We start from the raw sequence: 22,484 nt of genomic DNA on the forward strand, positions 1-22,484 counted from the left end.
TTAAAATAGCACACCGTAAAACAGAATCTAATAACCCACTTATTAACGTTCTGCTTTACGGTGTGTTATTTTAACGGTAATTAGTTTAAACAAGCTTACTTTTGTAAATACAATCGATAATTTCAGCGACGGCGTTATCTACCAGAAAGTAGTAAATGTTCTTACCACTACGCCGGATTTCGAGTATCCCCTTGTCTCGCATATTGATCAGATGGTGAGAAATCAGCGATTGTTCAGCGTTTAGGTTTTTATAAATCGCTGATACGTTCAGCTCTTTATTTTCATTCAACATTTGAATGATTTTAATTCGGAGAGGGTGGGCTACCGCTTTGAGCACGTAGGCCGCCTTGTCAATCCGTTTTTCTTCATCTAAAACTTTTTCAGTTGCCATAGGAGTGATTTGTTAACAGTGGGTAATAGAGCGAAATATAGTCCGAAAATTGACATATGTAAAGAACTAACATCCTGAAAGTGAGTGTAACTTTATTTAATGGTTATTTTACCGAAACAAGTGTAACAAGAGTACACCGATAATGCTTAGACTGGTAACCAATAAGTAAGTAACAAAGAGAGAATAGCTACAATAATACTGAGGAAATTTGCAGTAATTACTTAGTATTATTTTCAGTAATTACTTTATTTTTCTTTGTATATAGATAGGAGAAGGAGAAGTTAGTGTTAGCCTCAAGTCATTCCCAAATGCAAATACATTGATGACTATAAATCGGACTTGGGTATGCGCTAAAGAAAAAGGGGAAGTCTGGTTGTTTAATCAACTCGCTCCCCCTACTTATAATTTTGCTTTACTTCTGCCTGAAAAACAGAGTGATCGGCACACCTGTAAAATCGAAATGATCGCGTATCTTATTTTCTAGGAATCGCTGGTAAGACTCTTGAACGTATTGAGGTAGGTTGCAAAAGAAAACAAACGTTGGCGACGGCGTTGGTACCTGAAGCATATATTTGATTTTAATATGCTTTGCTTTCACCGCTGGCGGTGGATATCGTTCAATCTCCGGTTGCATAGCCTCGTTCAGCTTAGAAGTGGCTATCTTCTTGTTTTTGTTTTCATAAACCTCCATCGCTTTTTCCATAACCTGAAAAATGCGCTGCTTTTCATGGACCGACGCAAAAATGATGGGCAAATAATCAATAGGCATCATTCGCTGAATCATCTCTTTACGCCACACATCGGCGGTTCGGGAGTCTTTCTCAATGGCGTCCCACTTATTAACCATGATGACTACGCCTTTTCTGGCTCGAACAGCTTGCCCTATAATGGTTAAGTCCTGAGCTTCCAGACCACGGGTGGCATCAAGAAGAATGATGCATACATCCGATTCTTCCATCGCTTTGATGGAGCGAAGGGTCGAATAAAATTCGATGTTGTCCTGAATTCGCGCTTTACGTCGGATACCGGCTGTATCAGTCAAAATAAAGTCTTTACCATAGGCGCGATAACGTGTATCGATCGCATCACGGGTGGTACCAGCAATGTCGGTGACAATGCTTCGTTCCTGACCTGTCAAGACGTTCAGAAACGAGGATTTACCAACGTTAGGACGTCCCAGAATGGCCACACGAGGAATACCAGCATTCGGATTCTCAACCCCGTCGGTCTGAAAATGCTTAACAATTTCGTCTAGTAAGTCGCCTGTTCCTGAGCCAGTTACCGAAGAAATAGGGTGAGGGTCACCTAAGCCCAAACCGTAAAATTCTGCTGCGGCATGTGTTCGTTCGATGGTTTCGGCCTTGTTGGCAACCAGATAAATTGGCTTTTTGGATCGACGAAGTACGTCGGCGAAATCCTCGTCAAGGCCGGTTATGCCCGTTTGCGTATCGACAACGAACAGTAATACTGTCGATTCCTGAATTGCGATTTCAACCTGTTCACGGATCGACTCCTCAAAGACATCTTCAGAGCCGACTACATACCCTCCGGTATCGATAACCGTAAAATATTTGTTGTTCCATTCGGCCGTGCCGTAATGCCGATCGCGGGTAACCCCACTTTGGTTATCCATGATGGCCTGCCGCTGTTCAGTCAGGCGATTAAATAGAGTGGACTTACCCACATTTGGGCGCCCCACAATTGCAACAATGTTTGCCATTTTTATTAAGGAGTGAGGAGCGAGGAGCGAGGAGTGAGAATGGCTGACGCATTCTATTGCTTTCGCGTCAGCCATTCTCACTCCTCGCTTCTCACTCCTAATACTTATTCATCATACCCAAGCCTTTTGAGCATCCGTTCTTTCTGGCGCCAGTCGGGTTCTACTTTGACGAATTGTTCAAGAAACACTTTTTTCCCGAAGAAGCGTTCGAGTTCTTCTCGGGCCATGATACCCGTTTTTTTTATCATCTTGCCGCCTTCTCCAAGTAAGATAGCGCGTTGGGTGGCGCGTTCAACCAGAATTTCAGCCTGAACGACAATAATATCTGGCTTCTCTTTAAAGCTGGTAATAATGACCTCGCTGCTATAAGGTACCTCTTTTTTGTAGTTCAGAAAGATCTTTTCACGGATGATTTCCGAAGCGAAAAATCGCTCGGGCTTGTCGGTTAATTCATCCTTTGGAAAATACGGCGGATGCACAGGTAGCCGGTTAAAAATAGCGTCAAATACCTTATCGATATTGAATCCGTTCAAAGCTGAAATTGGTATAATTTCCTGGGCTTTGAAATGGGTCTCCCAATACGCTATTTTTTCAGTAACCTCATCGTGCGTTGCCTGATCAATCTTATTAATAAGCAGGAGTATAGGTACTTCTGATTTTTGCAGCCGTTCAATGACATCATTTTCGTCATGTTGCTCAAAAATATCTGTTACGAACAGAACCACATCCGCATCTTCGATGGAGCCACGTACAAAGCTCATCATGGACTCATGAAGCTTGTATTGGGGCTTGATGATGCCGGGTGTATCAGAATAAACAAGCTGAAATTCCTGGCCATCGTGGGTTCCGTTCAGGATGCCCATAATGCGATGGCGGGTGGTTTGTGCTTTCGAGGTGATGATCGACAGGCGCTCGCCAACTAGCTGATTCATCAGTGTTGACTTGCCCACATTGGGCTTACCGACGATACTAACGAAGCCGGCCTTATGATTGGCCGGAAAATTTTCGATGATTTCCGTGTTCATACGAGGTGATCCCACGGGCTGATTACCAGTGGCTTTAGCAAAACAACTCCCGATCTAACAAAAACGTTTCAGATCGACCGTAAACTTTTTTTTACAAAGATAGTTGTTTTATAAGAAAGTTGCCGTACTTTTGCAGTCCAAACATCGCGGGATGGAGCAGTTGGTAGCTCGTTGGGCTCATAACCCAAAGGTCGCTGGTTCGAGTCCAGCTCCCGCTACTCTGAGAATCAGGCAGTTACATGAAAATGTGGCTGCCTTTTTTCATGCTACCTTAAACATACCTAAAACTTTTCAGCGCCCATTTGCCTTTTCACCGTCTCTTCTTTTGGTTACGAAGCTGGTAAATCCCTAGTAATTGACTGAATGAGCAAGGAATTGTCGCTCCAGAGACAATTTGCAACTACAATAAAGCGATTAAGGGTGGGATAGTTGTCCTTTAAATAATTTGGCCATTCGTAAAGGTCAGTATTTAACTGGTAAGCAAAGCTTTTATCAATAAGATCTCTATTTTGGTCAAAAAACACCATGGAAGTTATCTGTCTGCACGATGAAGCTTTTTATGCCTTGATTGACAAGGTTCTGGAACGAGTTCAGCAACATCAGGTCGCTAGAGATGATAAATGGATTTCAGCCAGTGAGGCCATGAAGAAGTTGCGCATCCAAAGCAAAACGACGTTGCAGAAGCTTCGTGATGAAGGCAGCATTCGATTTTCACAGCCTGAGAAGAAAATCATCCTATATGACAGCGATTCCATCAACGATTACTTATCGCGCCACGCTAAAGAAACCTTTTAGCCATGTTAGAAGACGAAGAAGACCCATCCCCTGAGTTTTTGAAAGGATATAATCATGGTTACCAACTCGCCAAACATGAACCGGAGCTATTGGACAAAATTTTGAAGTCTCAGAGTGATAATCCGCCTAATGATTATAGTAGAGCGATGGTACATGGGAGAACTCAGTATGAGCATGAAAAGCTCGTAGCTGAAATGAAAGCCATTCGCACAAGGCAAAAGCAGAAGATTAGGAGGAAGCGATAGATTATAAGTTTTATAGTAAGTTATGTACCCGGTGGTATGCTCTTTCATAATGTATTTGCCAACATATTTTCGCCGTACACTCATTAACCGTTTTATTTTCGGTATTAGTCATTGAATGGACGTATAAAGTGTGTAAGAGCAAGTTTACGGAGGAGCCCAAAAACTAAATCTGCCACTCCAAAGGTGGTGTAACAATAAGTTCGTATGATCTTAATTTTTACCGATAAAGATGATGTACATGCAGAAGCGGTTATTGAACATCTTAAGGCGTTTGACGCCGACTTTGTGCGCTTCGACCAAGATGTTGAGAGCCTACAGAAAACAATCGTCACCTACAAGTCTGGTGACTGGTCTATAAAGACCGATAAGGAGGCTTATGTATTAAATCAGATTTCTAAAGTCTGGCTTCGGAAATCATACGTTAACACCACCCTACAGCAGGACGTGGATAGGTCAAATCACTTCAAGCTTTGGAAGGGGGAATGGAATAAGACATTGCAAGGTATGTATTCAACATTGAGTCACCTACCTTGGTTAACCCCATTTAGGGAGGTATTTAGGGCGGAAAATAAATATCTGCAAGCCAGTGTAGCGGCTAAGTGTGGTTTAAAAATGCCTCCAACCCTTATTTCTAATGATAAACAAGAGTTAATCGAGTTTGCATCTGTCTATGGCCGTGTAGCCTTTAAATTAATGTACCAAGACGTATACCAAGTAGCGGATGGTACATTTCATGGACTATACACCAATGTTATTACTGCCGATAGTTTAAGCGAATTCGAGGTGATGGGTGAAAACCCTATTGTACTGCAAGAGTATGTAGAAAAACAATACGAAGTACGCTACACGGTAGTCGGTGACCAGCACTTTGTAGCTAAAATAGACTCGCAGATGTCGGACGTTTCGCGCATTGACTGGCGTAGATATGATTTAAAAAGTACTCCCTATATCGCTATAGAACCGCCTGCACATATTAGAAACGGGGTAAATACACTGATGATAAAATTAGGTCTGATCTATGGTGCTTTAGATTTTATTGTTAAACCAAACAATGATTGGATTTTTCTGGAAATTAATCCGTTAGGTCAGTATCTTTGGGTAGAAGACTTGACGGGAATGCCTATATCCAAGGCAATTGCCAAATGGCTCGTTTAAACATCAAATTACTAGTTCAATGCACACATTTTCAACTAGATTTCTTGAGCCGATGCAATCGGACGTTATCAGCCCATCTGATGCTTGGCGTTGGCAACCACAAAACCCAAACGTCAAACACATTTACGCGTCAGGTCATAAGACGGCAACTAGGTCATCTACGTATGCCGCAGAGAAAGACAATGAAAGTGATTTTGACCGTCCCAACGAGGGCGCATAGGTCAGCTTTTGTGGTAACAGGGCCGTATTGGTACGATGCTGATACGGCCCTCGTTCTTGTGAATCTACGAGAAAATGGTTATTTAGGAAGCCAGTACCTGTCGAATGCATAATGGTTAACCTTTTAATCATCTCTAAATATTCAGGTCGGTGATAGTATCGTATCGGGCGATCAAAGGGGTTATCGCCGGAAACCGCGTCGATACTGTTGTTGCTGCTTTTGCTCCCGTTTTTCACGTGCTTGTTGCGCTAGTTTTTTGACTTCGGCTTCATCGACAGGTTGCCCTTTTGCTGGTTTAGAACGCTTGATTTCTTCACCACCTCCTGTGTCTTGCTGACCGCTTGATTGGCCTTCCGTTTGCTGTTGTCGATATGCCTTGATCATGTCAGCCGCTTTATCCTGGCTTTGTGAAATATCAGGTGCTGGCTCTGTTGGTGTGGGTTCCCCTAAATATTCCCGCTGTTCCTGAGCAAAACGGGTTTGTACGTCTTTGACTTTCTTTTCGTGGAGTGTTTTGAGCCGATCTAATTGGCCATCATACTTTGCCTTATCGTAATGATCGTTTTGCAGTTGCCGGACCGTGGCCTGATCCGCGAAATACTCCTGATTGAGCCGTTCAAGTTCTTTGTCCTGTTGGGCTAAAAGATCGCTGTACGACATAAATATGCGTCTTAAGTGCCTGATTTGCAAATGTATGAATTTGTAAAGAGAAGTGGTACCTCAAGAATAGTCTTGCCGAAGGCAAGATTATGATTTTTGTTCATGCGTGTATTTATCCTTCCAGTGATTAGCCTCCATCTCAGCTTTATTTTTTTCTGCCGTCAGCAAGGCGATGGTCAAGTTAGCCTTTTCCAATTGATGACGGAGTTCCTGCTCGGAATACACAATGTTGCCTGTGCCAACTACATTATTGTTTGTACAGTTACTGAAGATATTGGCAATTTGTTCTCCGTGGGAAAGCAGGCTGATGAGATCCATTCCTAGCACTTTGGCAATCTGCTCTAAGCGAGAATGGCTAATATCAGTCTTATTCCGCTCTATGTTGCTATAAGCAATGGATGAGATGCCGATTAAATCAGCCATTGTCTCCTGAGAGTAACCTTTAATTGCACGTAGGCTCCTAATCTTTTCACCAATAGTCATGAGAGTAGCCATGTTAGATTATTATAAGTATAGCTTTAAATTCTTAAAGTTAAAGTTAGCTTAGATTTTGTATTGTGCTTCTATTATTGCTAAAAAAATTAGCCTATTAGAGATCAGATCAAAATCTAAACTTACTGCCATGACAACCATAGATCAAGAAAGCCTCTTATTTGATGATGCTTCTGTCATCAAACAACTCTTCGGGCAACAGGAACTGATTATTCCATCCGCAAATGCCAATTGTGATTGTATAGGCTACTCAACATCCGATGATGAAGACATTCGTACCAATCAAATCGCCACAACTGCTGGTCAGGCCCATTGACGATCAACACGTCTTTGTCGTCAATTGCGCTTATCCCAATTCGTTACGGATTCTCAGTCGAGCACAGTCTGACATTCTGGCGGCTATTGATAATCAGACCTCAATAGTAGCCCTAAGCGAGAAATTCGGTATTGCGACTGATGTGGTTGAGGAATTTTTAAACCTGCTGGCTCGAACCGAAATCATCCGATTTGACCAGCAGTTTAGTGTACCGCGAAAACCAGCTAGCCCCAAGTCGCTCAACTTCTGGATTCACACCACGAACCGGTGCAATCTGACCTGTAGCTATTGCTATATCTCGACGCTCAACACCACGCCCGGCATGTCGGAGGCAACCCGCCAGCAGTTGCTCAGCAAGATGATCGAGACGGTTCGCAAACGGGGTCTTACTTCCATCAAACTGCGCTTGGCCGGAGGAGAGCCCCTCAGCCAATTTAAAGCCTGGAAAACCTTTATTCCACAGGCCAAAAGGACCTTAAAGGACATCGGTTGTCAGTTGGAATGCTCGTTTATTACCAATCTGACCATTCTAACTAACGAAATAGTAGCCTTCTCAAAAGAGTACGGTATTAGCTATGGGATTTCGCTGGATGGGTTAGACGTGGATCATGATAACACCCGCACGTTTAAATCAGGGGCAGGGAGCTTTTCCATTATTGATCGGAATCTGAGAACCTTGCTGGCTCATCATATTCCAGTATCAACGAATACAGTTGTTACGAATAGCAACCTAGCGGGATTGCCCCGTCTGACACGTTACCTGATCGATCTGGATGTTCCCTTTCGATATTCAATTGTGAAAGGCGAGGCTATTGATACGGACATGCTAGACCAATACTTGTCAGAATCCTATGACTTGATGAAAGATGCCATCGGGCAGGGCTGGCGGTTCTCTCAGCGTCATCAATTTTGCGATCTCAAGCCCAGTGAATTAGGCTTTCAAACCTGTGCATCGGGTTTTTCGGGAGGTGCCATCTATGTGGATGGATCGGTCAATTATTGCCATGTCCATTTTGGCGATGAAAGCCAGGTGTCCTATAGCCTGTTTGCCACGGATATGGATTTGGTAGATATGATCCAGCAGGGCAGCCATTACGAAGATATGAAATCTCAAGATTGCCAGTCCTGCCGTTACAGATCGGTTTGCAACAGTGGCTGTCCGGTATATCGGGTGAATGGCAAAGATCCTCAATGCAGCCTGTATCACCGGTTTATCCCCTTGATCTACGAATTACAGGCGCGGGAACGATTGAAATTGTTGCAAGATTGTAGAATGATAGCCTAGCTGGAAAGCACCTTTTGGCAAGAAGGTGCTTTCTGCATTATAAGCGTTTGCATTATAGGAGGCTAACTTGGCGATTCTGATTTCAGTGTTAGCGCTGCTGGCCACATTTTATCAGTTACACCTGCAACGGGTTCACAATGAAAAATCCCTCAAGCCGTTAGGCCAGATTGATTTGCCCGACTATAACAAGCAACTGGCCGTTCATGTGCGCAATAATGGTCTCGGTCCACTCATTATTGACCGACTGACGTTCATAAAAGACGGCCAGTCCTATACGATTATCGACGATTGCCTGGATCTAAATCCGAGGTCATACATGCGTATGGCCATTAATAATACCGTCAAACGCGTGGTGCTTCCGGCTGCATATCTGGTGGTTTTTGAAACCCAATTTGGTGAGCATGAAGGTGAGGGTGAAATCAACCACGCTCGGCAGCAACTGGCAGCGATTACCCTGAAAGTCGAAGGACGCGATATTTATGATAACAAAATCCGCCTTGAGCGTAATTTTAACTGGTTTTCCCGGTATATGCTGGATGGATAACTTATGCCCTCAAACCGTGGCTATAGCCATTAATAGTTTTCGTTTGTCTGCCAATTCGTAGGGATTAGAAGTTTCTATTGTCAAGTTTTTTGATCAAAAAACTTGACAATAACGAGGCTTTAGGCTATACTTGTTATGTGACCCGTGTTTCCGACAAAGTAAGCCAACAGGTTAAGGGACTACCCGAAGACACCAGCTTCGGCTACAGCCAGCTTGCCATACCTAAACAGGACTATGTGACAGCAGCTAAAGCGCTGGAACGGCTGCAAAGGAAGGGTGTCATTAAAAAACTGGCTAAGGGCATTTTCTATAAACCGAAGAAAACAGTTTTTGGCGAGAAAAAACCGGATGAGCAGCAACTGCTCAAACCCTATCTCTATCAAAACGGCAGGCGCACGGCTTATATCACCGGCGACTATCTCTACAATCAATTAGGGCTGACAACGCAAGTGCCCGCTGTGATGCAAATAGCCAGTCGTAACCGGCGTGTTTTTGTGAACAACGGTGCCCTCAAAGCGACAGCGGTCAAAAGCTATGTCGATGTCACGGATGATAATTATCAGATGCTAGGCTTTCTGGATGCGATGAAAGATCTCAAACAAATCCCTGATGTCGATATACACAATACCCTAACTATTTTTAAAAGCCGGATCAGTGCGCTGAAGCCTGCACAGCGGCAGATGATGATTGACTATGCACTGGCTTACCCGCCACGGGTGAGAGCCTTGTTGGGGGCTATCCTGATCGATTTGAACGTCAAGAAAGGCATTGCTCAACTGCGCGATAGCCTTAATCCGCTCACGACGTTTGATCTGGGTATTGACGATAGCCTGTTACCGAACGCATCCGATTGGAATATTCGATGAAGCTGCACGAAAACCGCGAACTCTTTGCCGATGCTGTCACCATTACCGCGCAACAGATGAATTTACCCGAAATTTATGTCGAGAAAGACTATTGGGTGACGCTGGCTTTGCAACGCATTTTTACGAGCCCCTTGGCCGAATATACTGTGCTGATTGGCTGTTTTGGTCAATTTGATATCACTAGATGAATTGGGCGAGGAAACCGGGACATCAGTATGATTACTAAACTGTCTTTTCTCTTTCACAGCTTATTTGTTCACTTTCTTTTGACAGCGCAGAATCCAATTAAGAAAAGGTAAAAACTGGTTTAATATAGCGGCATTACCATCCAATATGAGAGCTATCTTCACGTTGTAGCTTCTCTTTTGGGGGCTTTTGGCTCGGTATTTGTGAATATTAGACTAGGTTATTTATGGCCGATCTTAATAACTCGTTCTTATGTTTACATGGTATTTTCTAAAACCTTAATGGCTCATGGCAAATGATACCTATGCTTCTGCTTTAAATAGTGATTTTACGCCGAGTACAATTGTTTATGATGCCTATGCTACTGCCTCCAACGCTGATTTTAAACTAATTGATCAAATACCTGTTCAAACTATTGTCGCTAATCCTGAACTATTTACTCCCGTTGTTCAGTGGAATAATGGAAAAGCACGAATTGTCAACACAGCAACCATTAGCTTAAGTGCAGGGGAGACAACTTATTATTTTATCGGCGGAATGCCAGCCGTAACCAGTCTTCCTACAACCTATGATTTCCGTTCAGGGGATAGTATATCTATCATGTTGGTTATCGCCCAAAATTTGAATTATCCTTATAATTGGTCAAAAAAATCCTTCGTACAGATTTTTTTAGGCACCGACCCTTTACCTACAGATAATGATATCCTACCCCATCGCGTTACAAGGCCATCTTGGTTAGCACCAACTGATATTTGGTTGGCTCGTGGACAAAAAGACGCGCCTACCATGACAATTCCTGACAACCGCATATTTTCTATTGTGCGGAAGCGTAATGATATCACTTCTGACAGCATTGTTTCTGCAAAACGAGGTGGAGTATTAGCTATCATGGATACAGGGGTTGCTAATAATCAACGTATCAACTGGACGCATAGCAAAAACTTAGCTCCTCCTGGAGGCCCTGGCCCTTATACAGGTTCAGAACCAGGAGCTTATGCAGGTAAAAGTTTAAGTACAGCAGATATTAATCGCGCTAGTGATCAGATTCCTTGTGCCGTATTTGAAGCTAATGAAATAGAAGAAGGACTTTATTACGTTCCCAATACTTCCCAACAAGCGTCCGATTGGTACGCTGCTCGGAAGCGCAAATACCAAGACCCCGTTCAAAATGCATTAGGGCTACCCTATCGGGATTTTGGTACCTATGGAGGTATGTCTAACTACAACGGAGATCCCTGGAATTATCAGGTACCCGGTGGGGCAAGTGATCCGCCTAATAGCCAGTATTTTAAGAATAAAATTCAATCTGTATCGGGGGCACAACAAAGCTGCGATTATTTCAGACTTTTCAAGCCAAAAGGGATTGGTGCCTTGGTTAAACACTATGCTGATGAACCCGATTACGCAGGACGTTACTATAATAAGGCTTTTGCTGCAGAAGTAATGGCAAAGGGGATCGATGAGACACCAGCAGGTATTGCCCCTACTCAACTGGCTTATATTGATTGGGGTAAAATCGAAGCATTAAGTGCTGATAGTGGGGGTTTACACACTGGTTACTTATTTACTCGAACGGTTGGTAATTTAGGTAGCCTAAAGACGGATAAACATCCACAGGTTGATTATGATTGGCAGGTGGGAAACATTTTTTGCATTGGTTTTTGCCGCACGATTGGATACATCGTTTTTGATACACGGGGGCTGAATGATCAGTATGGTATAAATCCCAATGAAGTAAAAGGATCGGATGGGGGACCATGGATTTGGCAGCCTAAGGTGGATGGAACTCCTGCACCCATTACGACAGCAGGTTATCCGACAGAGCCAATACGTTGGCATGATGCTGGTTTTGAGGCCGCTTACTTTTATTCTCAATGCAATCGTACTGAAGGTACTGCTTGGAAATATTGTCGTTATCAGTTTAAAGACACTGGCGTTTGGGTTGAGCCGCGAACGGATGGCACTGACCTTTTGGAACATGCGGCTGCTTTTGATGGGCCATACGCCAATTTTCCAAACGCTAGACGGGGAAGGCCGGATGCCATGTATCGTATCAAAGATAATGCAGTGGATGTATGGGCGTTCGATCCCAGTCGTGGTAAGAATAGTTATGAGACAATTATTCTTAACCCAGTACCAAATGTGGTAATAGAGGTCAATTTACAAGGTAGTAAATTAGCTTTATTTAATACTGTTCAGTTCTTTTTTTAGCAAAAATGGAATTTCCTCTTCTTAAAATATGGCTATTGGTAATCAAGTGATACGTATTCGACGTGCTAGTGACGGACAAGAAATGTATCAGGTAACAACAAATCGAGATACAGACGTATATCCGCTTACTAGTGCAGGCCAGGCAGCTTTCGAAGCTGCTGCTAGTGCCGGAAGCTTTACGCTTATTGTTGATAATGGATTGGTGATCGCAGCTGGTACGCGCCCCCCACTAGTAAAACCGGGAACAGGTACGGGTGGGGTATTCTCTTTAAAACTTCAAGCCGAAAATGCAACCGGCACGGGTAATTATTCAGGCGTGCCGGGCGATAATACTTTCCGTGGGCCTTACTCTACTTCAGGCGATTATTTATTGTATGCAATTTCAGATGTACCCATTACCGCTTCCAACTATACTCTATCCATTCGTTATCAAACTAATTCACAAACCTCTGGTTTGGGCACTGTGATTGTCAATAATGGTATGACTATTGATTTTCCTTTAGAGGGGGCAGATGGTGGTCAGCGTACCTATATAATGAGTATTTCACTCAACGCAGGGACTAATCGTATTCGTCTTCAGGGCAAGTCAGGCACTGCTTTCAATGTGGATTATATTATGATCACTCGCCAAGCCAGTTAAATAGTATTGATATTGGCATTAGATGTACACATAATCGCTACGACTAAGAATTATTTTTATGAGGAAAGCGAATTATACAGCTAGAATAGCCTTTTGAGAAGTATGATTTCTAACTTTTGTTAATTGAAATAATGATTGATGAGTAGGTTAGTAAATCGATTCAACATAGTCTGTAAAATCTTCAAAGGTACGAGCAGGAATAACTTGGGGTTGGGTGCGGTATGATAAGACAATAAACACTAGTAATAGCGAGATTAGGAAAGCTTGCAAAATGACAATAAAGAATAAGGATACTGAATAAGCCGCCCATTCTGGAACGAGGATATCAGTAAATAGCCGAATACCAACAATCACACTTATGCTGCCTAACGAGACGGCGATCATCGCGATACAAAACAGTGTAAGCCGAACAGCTGTGGTATCAATCAACACAGAAATTGCGCTCAAGCCATGTAGCACTAAGGATACAAAATTCATTCTAGACTCACCGGCTAGTCGGTAACCGCGCTCTAATGGAATAGACGTATATGGTAATCTGGAGCGAATAACCCCTCCTGGATAATTATTCCAGATCTCAGATACATGTGTCAGCTTACGCAGTTGTGAAGCCGGAATAAGGCTAAAATTCCCAAAAGTGATAACTTTTCCTGTTAAAAGCCGAAAAACTATTTTATAAATCGAGTAGAAAAATCGAAATGTAAAACTCTCTTGCCTTTTTGCTCGATGGGCAAAGACAATCACATTCGGATTTTTATACCCGGCTTGTAGGAGTTTAACTAAATCTTCGGGCCTATCTTCCCCATCTGAATCCATAACAATCGTCAGATAGTGGTTAGGCAGTGAAGCTAGGTATGATAATCCTAGAGCAATAGCTTTTTGATGGCCGACATTGCGAAGCAGACGCATAATGGACAGGGAGCAGCCTATATTTGGTAAAACACCTTGACTGATTGTGGAACAGTCATCAATGACCAGAAAAGCCAGTTTATTGACAAGGTCTGCTGGACAAACGCTTCGAATACGTTCTAGGAGCAGATTAAGGGCATCCCAATCGTTAAATAGAGGAGTAACTATATAAATTCGATCAGTAGATAAAATGGGGTGACTAGTCAAAGTAAAAGAAGATTTATTTTGACAAAGATAGTGCGGTTGATGCCCAAAACTATGGATCAATAGTAACAGAATCCATTTAGACGGGTACCAGAAAGACTAGTAATTTACTGACATAGGTACGATAAAGCAGAAAAATTAGTGGGTTTTTGTAGTGGTTCAATAGATACGCTACAGTTAGAAAGGGGAAAAAAGTAGGATAAAACTACGTTTTGGCCCTTTTGCGAAAGTTCTTAAGCTTCTTGTCTCGTTTGTAAGATTGTACTCGAATGGGCTCTTTTTTAGGGTCATAACGCGCAATCACTTCATCCCAAAACGGGGAGCCTGCCGACTTCTCAGCTGCGGCTTCTGCCGGGGTCTTACCCTGTAATGAACTGTGGGGGCGCTGATAATTATAGTAAAACTGCCATTCCGCCAAGCGGTCGTTTAAAGCAGGGTCTTTTAAATCAGCCGTTCGATAAAACTCCTGTAGGTCTGTCTGCTGACTCCGTTCCACTTTGCCATTCAGATGCGGTGAACGAGGTTTGATGGGTCGAAATTTGATGCAGTATTCCTGTAGTTTTTCTTGAAAGCAGTAAGCAAAAAATTCTCGCCCACGATCCGTTTGTATCCGTTGAATGGGGTAAACAAATTGTTCCAGTACGCGATCCAGAAAATTAATCGAATTGGCGGCTGTCCGGCGCTGATACGTATAAAGAATCTTGAACCGGCTACAATCATCAATAGCGGTGTATTGATAAATACCTGGTGCAATCTTGCAAACGTCCATCTGCACTCGGTCTCCTGGTACCGGTCGGGAGTAGCGGATGGGCGGTTGACTTTTACGATAGCGTTTGATGGGTTCACGCTGATGCTTGGTGAGAATACGAGCTACCGTTGAAGCCGATACCCGAATCGAGTGCTGTTGAAAAAGAAAAGAGCAGATGCGGATTTTGCCCACGTTCATCGTATCTCGAATCTGAAGCACTAATTCTTCCAATTGGCTATCAAACTTCTGGTGAGCTAAGCGGTGGGGTCTACGAGAATGGTCTGCTAGTCCTTCAATTGTTTGTCGTTTGATCCACCGTTGGAGGGTTGATCGAGCAATACCACATCGTCGGGCTGCTACGCTGACAGAGCCCACTTGTTTATAGACGGCTAGCCAAGTTTGACGCGCCTGAATTTGAGAAGCTGACATGGGTAGGGTTAGAAAGGAATGGGTAACCGAAAATAGTCTTTTTCTCAGAATCTCAACATACCCATAACTGTAGCGGATGTTGCGAACCATCACAGTTTTTGTCCTCTCCATTATATCTGGCTTTGTTAATCTAATATTAAGATAGGCAAAAAGATTGCGAGTTTGCCCTATAATATGGACTATTACTAGCATCTACGTATGTTTGTCGCACGTTTTAGTTGCTTAGACAATGACTCCAATCTTATCTATTGCCAAGAACAACATACTGCAAATTAGTTTAGGACTACTGCTAATCGGTTGTTTACTTATTACTCTGATTATACGCTATCGATTAATTTTTTTAACAAACTCTGACATTGGTGGTATTGAAAGTAACGTAATTTACGCGATTCAACGCTTTTTAGCAGGCTATCCGCTTTACAGTAACCCGGAAATCGCTCCGTATTCGATTACCCAATACAGTCCATTTTACTACCGTGTTGTAGGTACCGTATGCAAGCTGGCTAGTCTTAATCCCGATCATCCTATTGAAATTTATCGAGCCAGTCGGGTTGTGTCTCTATGTGCTAATTTACTCTTTGCTTTCTTATTGTTTGGTATTGGACGTATTTTTCAGCTTAAGCTAAAAACAGCCTTGGCTGTATCTGTGATTGCCTTTGTATTGTTGCCACCTCAGACGTATTCTCGTCCAGATAGTATTTATATCCTATTCGTTTTGGCAACCCTATATACCGGCACGAGATCGATCCAAGATGGGTCGCCTAAGGCGCGTACAGGTTGGTTAATTGTTGCCGTTTTAACAACGGCTTTGGCAATCGCCACTAAGCAATCAGGAATTGTTTTACCGGCTATTCTCACCTCATTTTACCTGGTTTGGAGTCGGCAATGGTTGAAAGCTCTTATTGTGGGAGGTTGTAGTAGTCTTCTTGGATTGCTGCTATTAGTAGGATTTATGCCGGAGCATGATCTACATTTATTATACACCAATATTGTAACAGGGGTAAGTCAGGGGCTGGATTGGACTTCCTATAAAGTTAATATCTTTGATCATTACCTCCGCCCCTACGGTCTGCACAATGCATTCGGTTTGGCACTTAGTATATGGTTATTACGAAGGACTAAACTAGAGCACAAATGGCTGGGTTGGTTCACGTTACTCTTGTTTGGGTTTGCATTATTGACTAGCCTGAAGCAAGGCTCAGCGCTCAATTATTTTGCCGAGTTTATCGCCTTAACTGGACTTATTGTAGCCATCTGGCTCCAAACTTTTTTAGACACTTCGAATGGGCGGCAAATCGGCTTGGGTATTCTCATTTTTTCAGCCGTTTTCTGGGCCGTGATTCCTAATATCAGTAATTTCAATTGGCCACTAGCTCTAAGACGTGATGCTCTTTCTGAAAATCCGTACTATGAACAAAAGCGTGTAGCAGACTATATAACTGACTCGTTGCATCTTCAGCCAACCGACGCCGTTTTTATCACTAATTATAACTATTGTTATTTGAACGGCCTATTATACCGGAATTGTATACTGCCGCAACAAGAGATTGTTATGGTGATGTATCATCGTCATGAGTTGAGTTATGCCGCTTTTGATAAGCAGATCAGAGAGGGGAAGATCCGATTTTTGATCACTAGGCCTAAAGAAACCGTTACGCCATTTCCGGGCCTCACCACAGTAGGCTATACACTTCGTCATCAATTCTCTGACTTCGATGTCTACGAACGGACTTCAAATCTTTCTCTTAGAAATAGTAAGCCATAAGTACTTATACAAAAGCATTGTAGATACTCGCCTTTAACACAGTCAACCTTTAGTCATTTTAAGAATGACTAAAGGTTGACTGTGTTAAAATAGCTGCTGTATAATAAAGGATATTTTTTGATTATTGTGGTAAAAACCATATAAGAACTTAAAATTTTATTGATTAAGCAATCACGCAGAATTAATCTTAATCATATTTCGATTAGCTAGTTCTGAGAAGTCAATCTTGTAGTCTTGGCCAAAATTACGGATAATGGCAAAGATAGCTTTCTTCAGGCAGGCCCACGAGTTGTAATCCACTTTCTTTAGCCATCGATACTTGAGCGACTTCCAAACCAATTCGATCGGATTCAGATGCGGACTATAAGCCGGTAGAAAGAACAAATACATCTCCTGCTCTTCCCAACCAGCTTATTGTTCATAGACTGCCTGACACCGATGAATCGGCCGCTGGCGGACCATCCGTTATCCAGTACAATCACCACCGGTTTAGGATGATCCTTGGTTACAAAGTCGGCTAAACAATTCACTACAAACTGGCCTGTCAAGGCCTTTTCGCTGTGGTAAACTGTTAACTGATTATCCAACCTTAGCAGCCCTAGCAGGTTAAGGCGTTTGGTGACGATGCGAGCCGGTAAGCCAAGCCGGTGGCCTTTCTTTTGCCAGCCATAGGGCACATAAGGCTGCATGGTCAGTCCCGTTTCATCGGCAAAATACAACTCAATTAGCCCGCATACCCACAAAGTAAGCAGGATCTGCCGACGCTGGAAGCCATCGGCATAAGCTATGGGATTTTGAAAGGGTTTAGTGGTTCGCCGAAGTCGGTGCCAGGCGTAATCGTTTTTTTTAGAAACCGCTTGATCGTATCCCGACTCAGGGATTGGCCTAGTGCCTTTTCCAAATCCGTCTTGATGCGCCCAGCGTCTTGATAATGCGTGGCTACAGCCTGTTTCAAGGCTTGTTGATGAGCCGTGTTGGTTACGCTTAAGATCGATCTACGCCCTTGGCCTTTCTGGCGCATCAAGCCCACTAATCCTTGCTTTTGCCAGTTAGTAAGCCAACTGCTCACACTGACCTGACAGACCTCCAACTCGGTAGCAATGGCTTTGACGGACCAGCCTTTAGCACTCCAAAGTAGTGCCTGGCAACAGCGTCGGAACTCATGTTTAGGATGGTACTTGATTCCCTCTCGCAGCGTGATTTGCTCTGACTCCGTTAGTTCGATACAGCGTTTACGGCCCATACCGAAAGATAATGAGTAAACTTAAATTTGCTTACTTGATTATATGAAAAAAATTACACGTGTTTATAATTTTGACTCCTTTGAATAGGATAGAGTTAGCAGCGAAATATAAAACCAAACAAGCTATATCTGCCTTGTTTTATTGAGAATATATATGTTTCCATGGTAACTTGTTGATGATTAGTAAGTTTGGCCTTGTTAAGTTATAATTAAATCTTCAAAAAGAGTGTTTCTACGTATTCAGCAAAGTAGATACACGTTTTTTTTAAACAGTAGAATCACTGAGGTAATATGGGTCTTTTACCATTGGCAGCTCTTATTATGAAAGCTAGCTTTGCTGTGTCATTATAAAACTTTACAGCTTATGCCTTATGACACATATGTGACAGCGGACAGTGGGGACTTTACTGCTGATCAAACTAACCCAGTCACGTATGTGACAGCGGACAGTACGGATTTTACCTCCGATCAAATTAATCACGATACCTATGTGACAGCGGATAGTACAGATTTTACCTCCGATTCAATTGATCCAAACCCAACCCCAACGGTTCAGATTGTTGTAGCGAATCCGGAGTACTTTAATCCGGTTGTAGAGTGGAGCAATGGTAAAGCGCGAATTGTTAATACAGCAAGTTTTAACTCAGGTGGAAAGAATATTTATTATTTTATCGGGGGACAGCCATACGTAGCTAATTTGCCAACCTCCTACGTTTTTAGCCCAGGTGATTCAGTATCCATAATTATGGCTATTGGAACTTCCCCAGATAGTCCATATAATTCTCATTGGAGTCAAAAAGCATACGCGCAAATTATTTTCGGACCTGAACCTACTCCATCTGATCCCGCGATACCAGTTGGTTATGGTAATAGTTATAAAGTGTTTAGACCATCTTGGCTTTATCCAACTGACATATGGATGGCCAGAGGAATGGCAGAGGCTCCATACTTTACTTTAATAGACGGTAAAATATTTTCTGCTGTACGGAAGCGTACCGATATTACGTCAGCTAGCCTTATTAAGCTAATTAATGGAGTCAACCAAGGGCAAGGTCGGGGAGGGGTCCAAGCAGTTATGGACACTGCTGTCGATAACCAGATTAAAACTAATTGGACTGAAAGTAAATTTTTTGTGGGAAAAACAAATGCTATTTCTGCATCCGATATAAGTGATTCAGATATTCATAATGCTAGTAATGCACAATCAGTAAGTAGATTTGAAGCGGATGAACTTCAAGAAGGTGACCCATATGGAATGTTATATGCTCGCCACCAGTATCTTAAGTGGTATCAAGAGCGAGCAGACAAGTATGCTAGCGAGGGAGCGACTTTTCGGGATTTTGGGACCTATGGTGGTTCAGATAATTATAACGGAAATCCTTGGAATAATCATATTCCTGGTGGGGGCAATAACAAACCCAATGATCCATTCTTTAAAGGTATCATTGCTAACCCTAAAGCTCCCTCGTTTACCTCTGAAGATACTGGCACAAAAAATATTCCATATTTTTCACTAGGAGGCTTAGAGTCAATAGGCGTTGGGGCTATAATCAAGCACTATGCTGATCAGGCAGATTATGCCAGCCGATATTATAATAAAGCGTTCGCAGCAGAGGTAATGGCCAAGGGTATGAATATGACTATTCACCATACCGATGCCAACGCTACGAGCAGTCAACCCCCCCCGCCTAAGTTAGTTTATTTAGATTGGGGTAAGATTGAAGGTCTCCCGGAAAAGCAAGAGCCTCAGAACGGCAATAATTTCCTTCATGAGGGTATGTATTATAGTCGTCAAGTAGGAAATTTAGGGGTTCTTAAAACAAATCAACATCCTCAAGTCGATTATGATTGGGAAGTAGCCAATATTTTCTGCATCGGGTTTTGTCGAACCAATGGCTATATAGTATTTGATAATCGGGAGCCTATAAACCAGTTTGGAACAGACTCTTCTAAAGTTAAAAAAAGAAGTACCGATAGTCAAGTACCTGTATCAGATTGGCAATGGATACCAACGATTCCAGGAACGCCTGAACCCACAACAGCTCAAGATGATGGCTACCCAACAGAACCTATTCGTTGGCATGACGCCGGTTATGAAGCAGCTTATTTTTATCAACAGTGCTTTAGAACAGAAGGGCTTCCATGGCAATATTGCCGCTACAAGTTCAAAGACTCTGATGTTTGGGTGGAACCTAATACTGATGGAACGACTATTTTAGAGCATGCTAGTGCTTTCGGAGGACCATATGGTGATGGTAACCCACGACGCGGGCGTCCGGATGCTATGTGTCGTGTCAGGCATATTTCCAACGTTCAACATGTTATCACTCAAATAGATGTTTGGGCATTTGATCCCAGCCGAGGTAAAGATAGTTACGAAACAATTATACTAAATCCATTCCAAGAGTATATGATCGAAGTGAACTTACAAGGAAGTAAGCTTGCGCTTTTTAGTCTTGATGATAGCGTTGATTTAGGTACTGAACCTAATCCAACTACTACTTAGGGTATTATAAGTCACTAGAATCGTATATTGAACTAATTCAACTTAATATTATGGCGACAGGTACTCAATTAGTCAAAATTCACCGCAGCAGCGACGGGGCTGTATTGTATACAGCCACTACTAGACGCAATACGGATAACTATCCCCTGAATAGTACAGGAGATGCTGCTTTTGGACAAGCCGCTAGCAATGGCAGCTTTGAGCTTCGGGTTCAACCTTCAGGACCTACTATTCCAGTAAATACTATACCCCCACTAAACCCGTGGGGTGGAGGCAGTACCAGCTTTTACGAGAAAATTCAGTCCGAAGTAGGTACTCACGGTTCTCCTGGTAAAGTCACAGGTACGGGCAGCCAAGATGGAAACCCCAACCTTTATGGAGATGATGTGATGATGGGTCAGTTCATAACCAGTAGTGACTATTTGGATTATCATTTAGAGTCTATTCCTATCACTGGTGATTATCACTTGGACATTCGGTACCAGACCAACACCCAGGCACAGGGTACGGCCACAGTCATTGTCTTCGTGAATGGTAATCAGGGAACTCCCCAAGATTTTCATTTGGATGGCGCTGAAGGCGGCAAGCGTACTGCTGGAATGACTGTTCACTTACAAGCTGGCAGCGGTAATGTGATTCGAGTTCAAGGCAAAGAAGGCACTACCATGTTCCAAGATTACATTATTGTGTCGAGTATTTCCAGCTAGTAAATTTTAGCTCACAGTAAAACGTATAGGCATCATCGTGAGGTGATGCCTATACGTTTTTAAGTATATACTATATAAAGAATTGAGTAGAAAAAAACAGTAGATCCACATACCTCTGGTCAAACTAATAAATCCATTTATAAGGACTGCTAAATCACTAATTTGATAAGGTACTGTGCACATAGTCAAATGAAAGTGGACATAGCTAAGGTGATTTGAGTGAAATAACCAAGGCACCAGCGATTATTGAATTGTCTCTTCCCATATTTAGCACACTTGTCCTCCATCCTATAAACAAAAGATATTTCCTTGCAAAAAAGGGCATTTTTCACGTTGTATTGATTCGCCTGGCAAGGGACATTTGTTAAGCGAATTAGCATTTGGTAAATGCCCGATAAGCGGTTTAAATAATTTTTTTGATCAAAACCGCACGTTCTTATACAAACATATTATCAGTTTAGGTTTAAAACTCGTATACCATGTCAACAGGAAATGGAATGCTTAAATTGGCTAAAAGACACATTGGTGAGCAATATAACCATGTAGTGGTTCCTAAGAATAATTCAAACTGGCATGGGCCTTGGGATTGTGCAGAGTTCATGTCATGGCTTGTATTTCAAGACGCAGGAATTTTATACGGATGTATTGATAATAGTGGAAACCCAGCTTTTGCTGATGCGTATACCGGGGCTTGGCAGCAAGATTCTTTGAAGAGAGGAATCCGTATTCCTGTTGAGCAGGCTGCAGCAACTGTTGGTGGTATTTTACTTCGATTTCCTCCAAATCCAGGAGCAATGGGCCACATCGTTTTATGTGACGGGAAGGGTGGGACTGTAGAAGCAAAAGGGGTCAAGTTTGGTGTAGTGGCCGATACGGTCCATAATAGACGGTGGGATACGGGTGTGTTAATTCCTGGTATTTTCTATGACAGTGCCGTTGTGCCGTTGCCTGTAAAGCAACCAAGCCATGTCTATTTTATAGGTGCAAGTAATATGGAGCCAGACGTGGTCATAACTATTCAACAGGCTTTATTTCAATTAGGGTTCGATCCAGGCCCTATTGATGGAATCTATGGTGATAAGACAGCCGCTGCTGTTGCTGCTTTTCAGCAAGTTAATGGATTGGTAGTAGATGGAGAGGTCGGGCCTCAGACGGCAACTGAACTTGGTATTACTTTATAGAATTCAATTCATTATAAGCAATCGAGACATCTTTGGCTATAGAT

23 protein-coding genes and 1 tRNA gene are annotated in these 22,484 nt (G+C 42.7%); 14 read left to right on the top strand and 10 right to left on the bottom strand.

The window, feature by feature from the left end; translation table 11 throughout:
• Positions 1-85: 85 nt before the first annotated feature.
• The 3 genes from BGO59_RS34460 to era all read right to left on the bottom strand — a co-directional run bounded on the left by BGO59_RS34460 (position 86) and on the right by era (position 3,136).
• Entirely contained in the window at positions 86-391 is a 306-nt protein-coding gene (locus BGO59_RS34460) for a helix-turn-helix transcriptional regulator (protein WP_293691928.1), read from the bottom strand.
• A 412-nt stretch (positions 392-803) separates the two neighbouring features.
• On the bottom strand, positions 804-2,111 hold the full coding sequence (der, locus tag BGO59_RS34465; RefSeq protein ID WP_293691930.1) for a ribosome biogenesis GTPase Der: 1,308 nt from the start codon (positions 2,109-2,111) through the stop codon (positions 804-806).
• 104 nt (positions 2,112-2,215) lie between these two features.
• Positions 2,216-3,136, bottom strand: a complete 921-nt coding sequence (era, locus tag BGO59_RS34470; RefSeq protein WP_293691931.1) for a GTPase Era — start codon at positions 3,134-3,136, stop codon at positions 2,216-2,218.
• A gap of 145 nt (positions 3,137-3,281) precedes the next feature.
• Here era and BGO59_RS34475 point away from each other — a divergent pair.
• From BGO59_RS34475 to BGO59_RS34485, 3 genes are all read left to right on the top strand, one after another.
• Positions 3,282-3,354: transfer RNA gene (locus BGO59_RS34475), tRNA-Met, on the top strand.
• A gap of 307 nt (positions 3,355-3,661) precedes the next feature.
• Positions 3,662-3,931, top strand: coding sequence for a helix-turn-helix domain-containing protein (locus BGO59_RS34480; RefSeq protein ID WP_293691932.1), 270 nt, complete (start codon positions 3,662-3,664; stop codon positions 3,929-3,931).
• Positions 3,932-4,380: 449 nt separating this feature from the next.
• Positions 4,381-5,331: an MvdC/MvdD family ATP grasp protein gene (locus BGO59_RS34485; RefSeq protein WP_293691934.1), complete on the top strand. Its 951-nt coding sequence runs from the start codon at positions 4,381-4,383 to the stop codon at positions 5,329-5,331.
• Between the two features lie 400 nt (positions 5,332-5,731).
• On the opposite strand, the gene BGO59_RS34490 is transcribed toward BGO59_RS34485, so the two are convergent.
• Entirely contained in the window at positions 5,732-6,211 is a 480-nt protein-coding gene (locus BGO59_RS34490; protein ID WP_293691935.1) for a hypothetical protein, read from the bottom strand.
• Between the two features lie 87 nt (positions 6,212-6,298).
• Positions 6,299-6,706, bottom strand: a complete 408-nt coding sequence (locus BGO59_RS34495; RefSeq protein WP_293691937.1) for a helix-turn-helix transcriptional regulator — start codon at positions 6,704-6,706, stop codon at positions 6,299-6,301.
• A 127-nt stretch (positions 6,707-6,833) separates the two neighbouring features.
• Between BGO59_RS34495 and BGO59_RS34500 the strand changes: the two genes are divergently transcribed.
• From BGO59_RS34500 to BGO59_RS34530, 7 genes are all read left to right on the top strand, one after another.
• Positions 6,834-7,019 (top strand): hypothetical protein, encoded by a 186-nt coding sequence (locus BGO59_RS34500; protein WP_293691939.1) that lies wholly within the window; start codon positions 6,834-6,836, stop codon positions 7,017-7,019.
• On the top strand, positions 6,964-8,304 hold the full coding sequence (locus tag BGO59_RS34505; RefSeq protein ID WP_293691941.1) for a radical SAM protein: 1,341 nt from the start codon (positions 6,964-6,966) through the stop codon (positions 8,302-8,304). The genes BGO59_RS34500 and BGO59_RS34505 overlap by 56 nt, the downstream gene beginning before the upstream one ends.
• Before the next feature lie 67 nt (positions 8,305-8,371).
• Entirely contained in the window at positions 8,372-8,848 is a 477-nt protein-coding gene (locus BGO59_RS34510) for a hypothetical protein (RefSeq protein ID WP_293691943.1), read from the top strand.
• An 89-nt stretch (positions 8,849-8,937) separates the two neighbouring features.
• The gene (locus tag BGO59_RS34515) at positions 8,938-9,714 is read left to right on the top strand and encodes a DUF6088 family protein (RefSeq protein WP_293691945.1); all 777 of its coding nucleotides are present in this window, start codon (positions 8,938-8,940) and stop codon (positions 9,712-9,714) included.
• On the top strand, positions 9,711-9,902 hold the full coding sequence (locus BGO59_RS34520; RefSeq protein ID WP_293691947.1) for a hypothetical protein: 192 nt from the start codon (positions 9,711-9,713) through the stop codon (positions 9,900-9,902). Before BGO59_RS34515 ends, BGO59_RS34520 begins: the two co-directional genes overlap by 4 nt.
• A gap of 286 nt (positions 9,903-10,188) precedes the next feature.
• Positions 10,189-12,111: a hypothetical protein gene (locus BGO59_RS34525; RefSeq protein WP_293691949.1), complete on the top strand. Its 1,923-nt coding sequence runs from the start codon at positions 10,189-10,191 to the stop codon at positions 12,109-12,111.
• A gap of 28 nt (positions 12,112-12,139) precedes the next feature.
• Positions 12,140-12,751 (top strand): hypothetical protein, encoded by a 612-nt coding sequence (locus BGO59_RS34530; protein ID WP_293691951.1) that lies wholly within the window; start codon positions 12,140-12,142, stop codon positions 12,749-12,751.
• A gap of 147 nt (positions 12,752-12,898) precedes the next feature.
• Here the strand turns inward: BGO59_RS34530 and BGO59_RS34535 are convergent, their stop codons facing one another.
• Both BGO59_RS34535 and BGO59_RS34540 read right to left on the bottom strand, forming a co-directional pair.
• Complete coding sequence (locus BGO59_RS34535) at positions 12,899-13,864, bottom strand: glycosyltransferase (RefSeq protein WP_293691953.1); 966 nt, start codon at positions 13,862-13,864, stop codon at positions 12,899-12,901.
• Between the two features lie 202 nt (positions 13,865-14,066).
• Positions 14,067-15,038: an IS481 family transposase gene (locus BGO59_RS34540; RefSeq protein WP_293691955.1), complete on the bottom strand. Its 972-nt coding sequence runs from the start codon at positions 15,036-15,038 to the stop codon at positions 14,067-14,069.
• A gap of 229 nt (positions 15,039-15,267) precedes the next feature.
• On the opposite strand from BGO59_RS34540, the gene BGO59_RS34545 reads away from it, so the two are divergent.
• A complete protein-coding gene (locus BGO59_RS34545; protein WP_293691957.1) occupies positions 15,268-16,803 on the top strand; it encodes a hypothetical protein in 1,536 nt (511 codons plus the stop codon).
• 171 nt (positions 16,804-16,974) lie between these two features.
• On the opposite strand, the gene BGO59_RS36495 is transcribed toward BGO59_RS34545, so the two are convergent.
• Genes BGO59_RS36495 through BGO59_RS34550 form a run of 3 tightly spaced genes read right to left on the bottom strand, consistent with a single transcriptional unit; the run spans position 16,975 to position 18,046 of the window.
• Positions 16,975-17,193, bottom strand: coding sequence for a transposase (locus BGO59_RS36495; protein ID WP_365981614.1), 219 nt, complete (start codon positions 17,191-17,193; stop codon positions 16,975-16,977).
• Positions 17,154-17,546, bottom strand: a complete 393-nt coding sequence (locus BGO59_RS36500; protein WP_365981615.1) for a transposase — start codon at positions 17,544-17,546, stop codon at positions 17,154-17,156. Before BGO59_RS36500 ends, BGO59_RS36495 begins: the two co-directional genes overlap by 40 nt.
• A 41-nt stretch (positions 17,547-17,587) precedes the next feature.
• Positions 17,588-18,046, bottom strand: a complete 459-nt coding sequence (locus tag BGO59_RS34550) for a helix-turn-helix domain-containing protein (RefSeq protein ID WP_293691959.1) — start codon at positions 18,044-18,046, stop codon at positions 17,588-17,590.
• Positions 18,047-18,410: 364 nt separating this feature from the next.
• Here BGO59_RS34550 and BGO59_RS34555 point away from each other — a divergent pair, with 364 nt between their 5' ends.
• The 3 genes from BGO59_RS34555 (at position 18,411) to BGO59_RS34565 (ending at position 22,440) form a co-directional block, all read left to right on the top strand.
• The gene (locus tag BGO59_RS34555; protein ID WP_293691960.1) at positions 18,411-20,552 is read left to right on the top strand and encodes a hypothetical protein; all 2,142 of its coding nucleotides are present in this window, start codon (positions 18,411-18,413) and stop codon (positions 20,550-20,552) included.
• A 50-nt stretch (positions 20,553-20,602) separates the two neighbouring features.
• On the top strand, positions 20,603-21,259 hold the full coding sequence (locus BGO59_RS34560) for a hypothetical protein (RefSeq protein WP_293691962.1): 657 nt from the start codon (positions 20,603-20,605) through the stop codon (positions 21,257-21,259).
• 479 nt (positions 21,260-21,738) lie between these two features.
• Positions 21,739-22,440, top strand: a complete 702-nt coding sequence (locus tag BGO59_RS34565; RefSeq protein WP_293691964.1) for a peptidoglycan-binding domain-containing protein — start codon at positions 21,739-21,741, stop codon at positions 22,438-22,440.
• Positions 22,441-22,484: the final 44 nt, after the last annotated feature.

Source organism: Spirosoma sp. 48-14, from assembly GCF_001898575.1.
Lineage (GTDB): Bacteria > Bacteroidota > Bacteroidia > Cytophagales > Spirosomataceae > Spirosoma.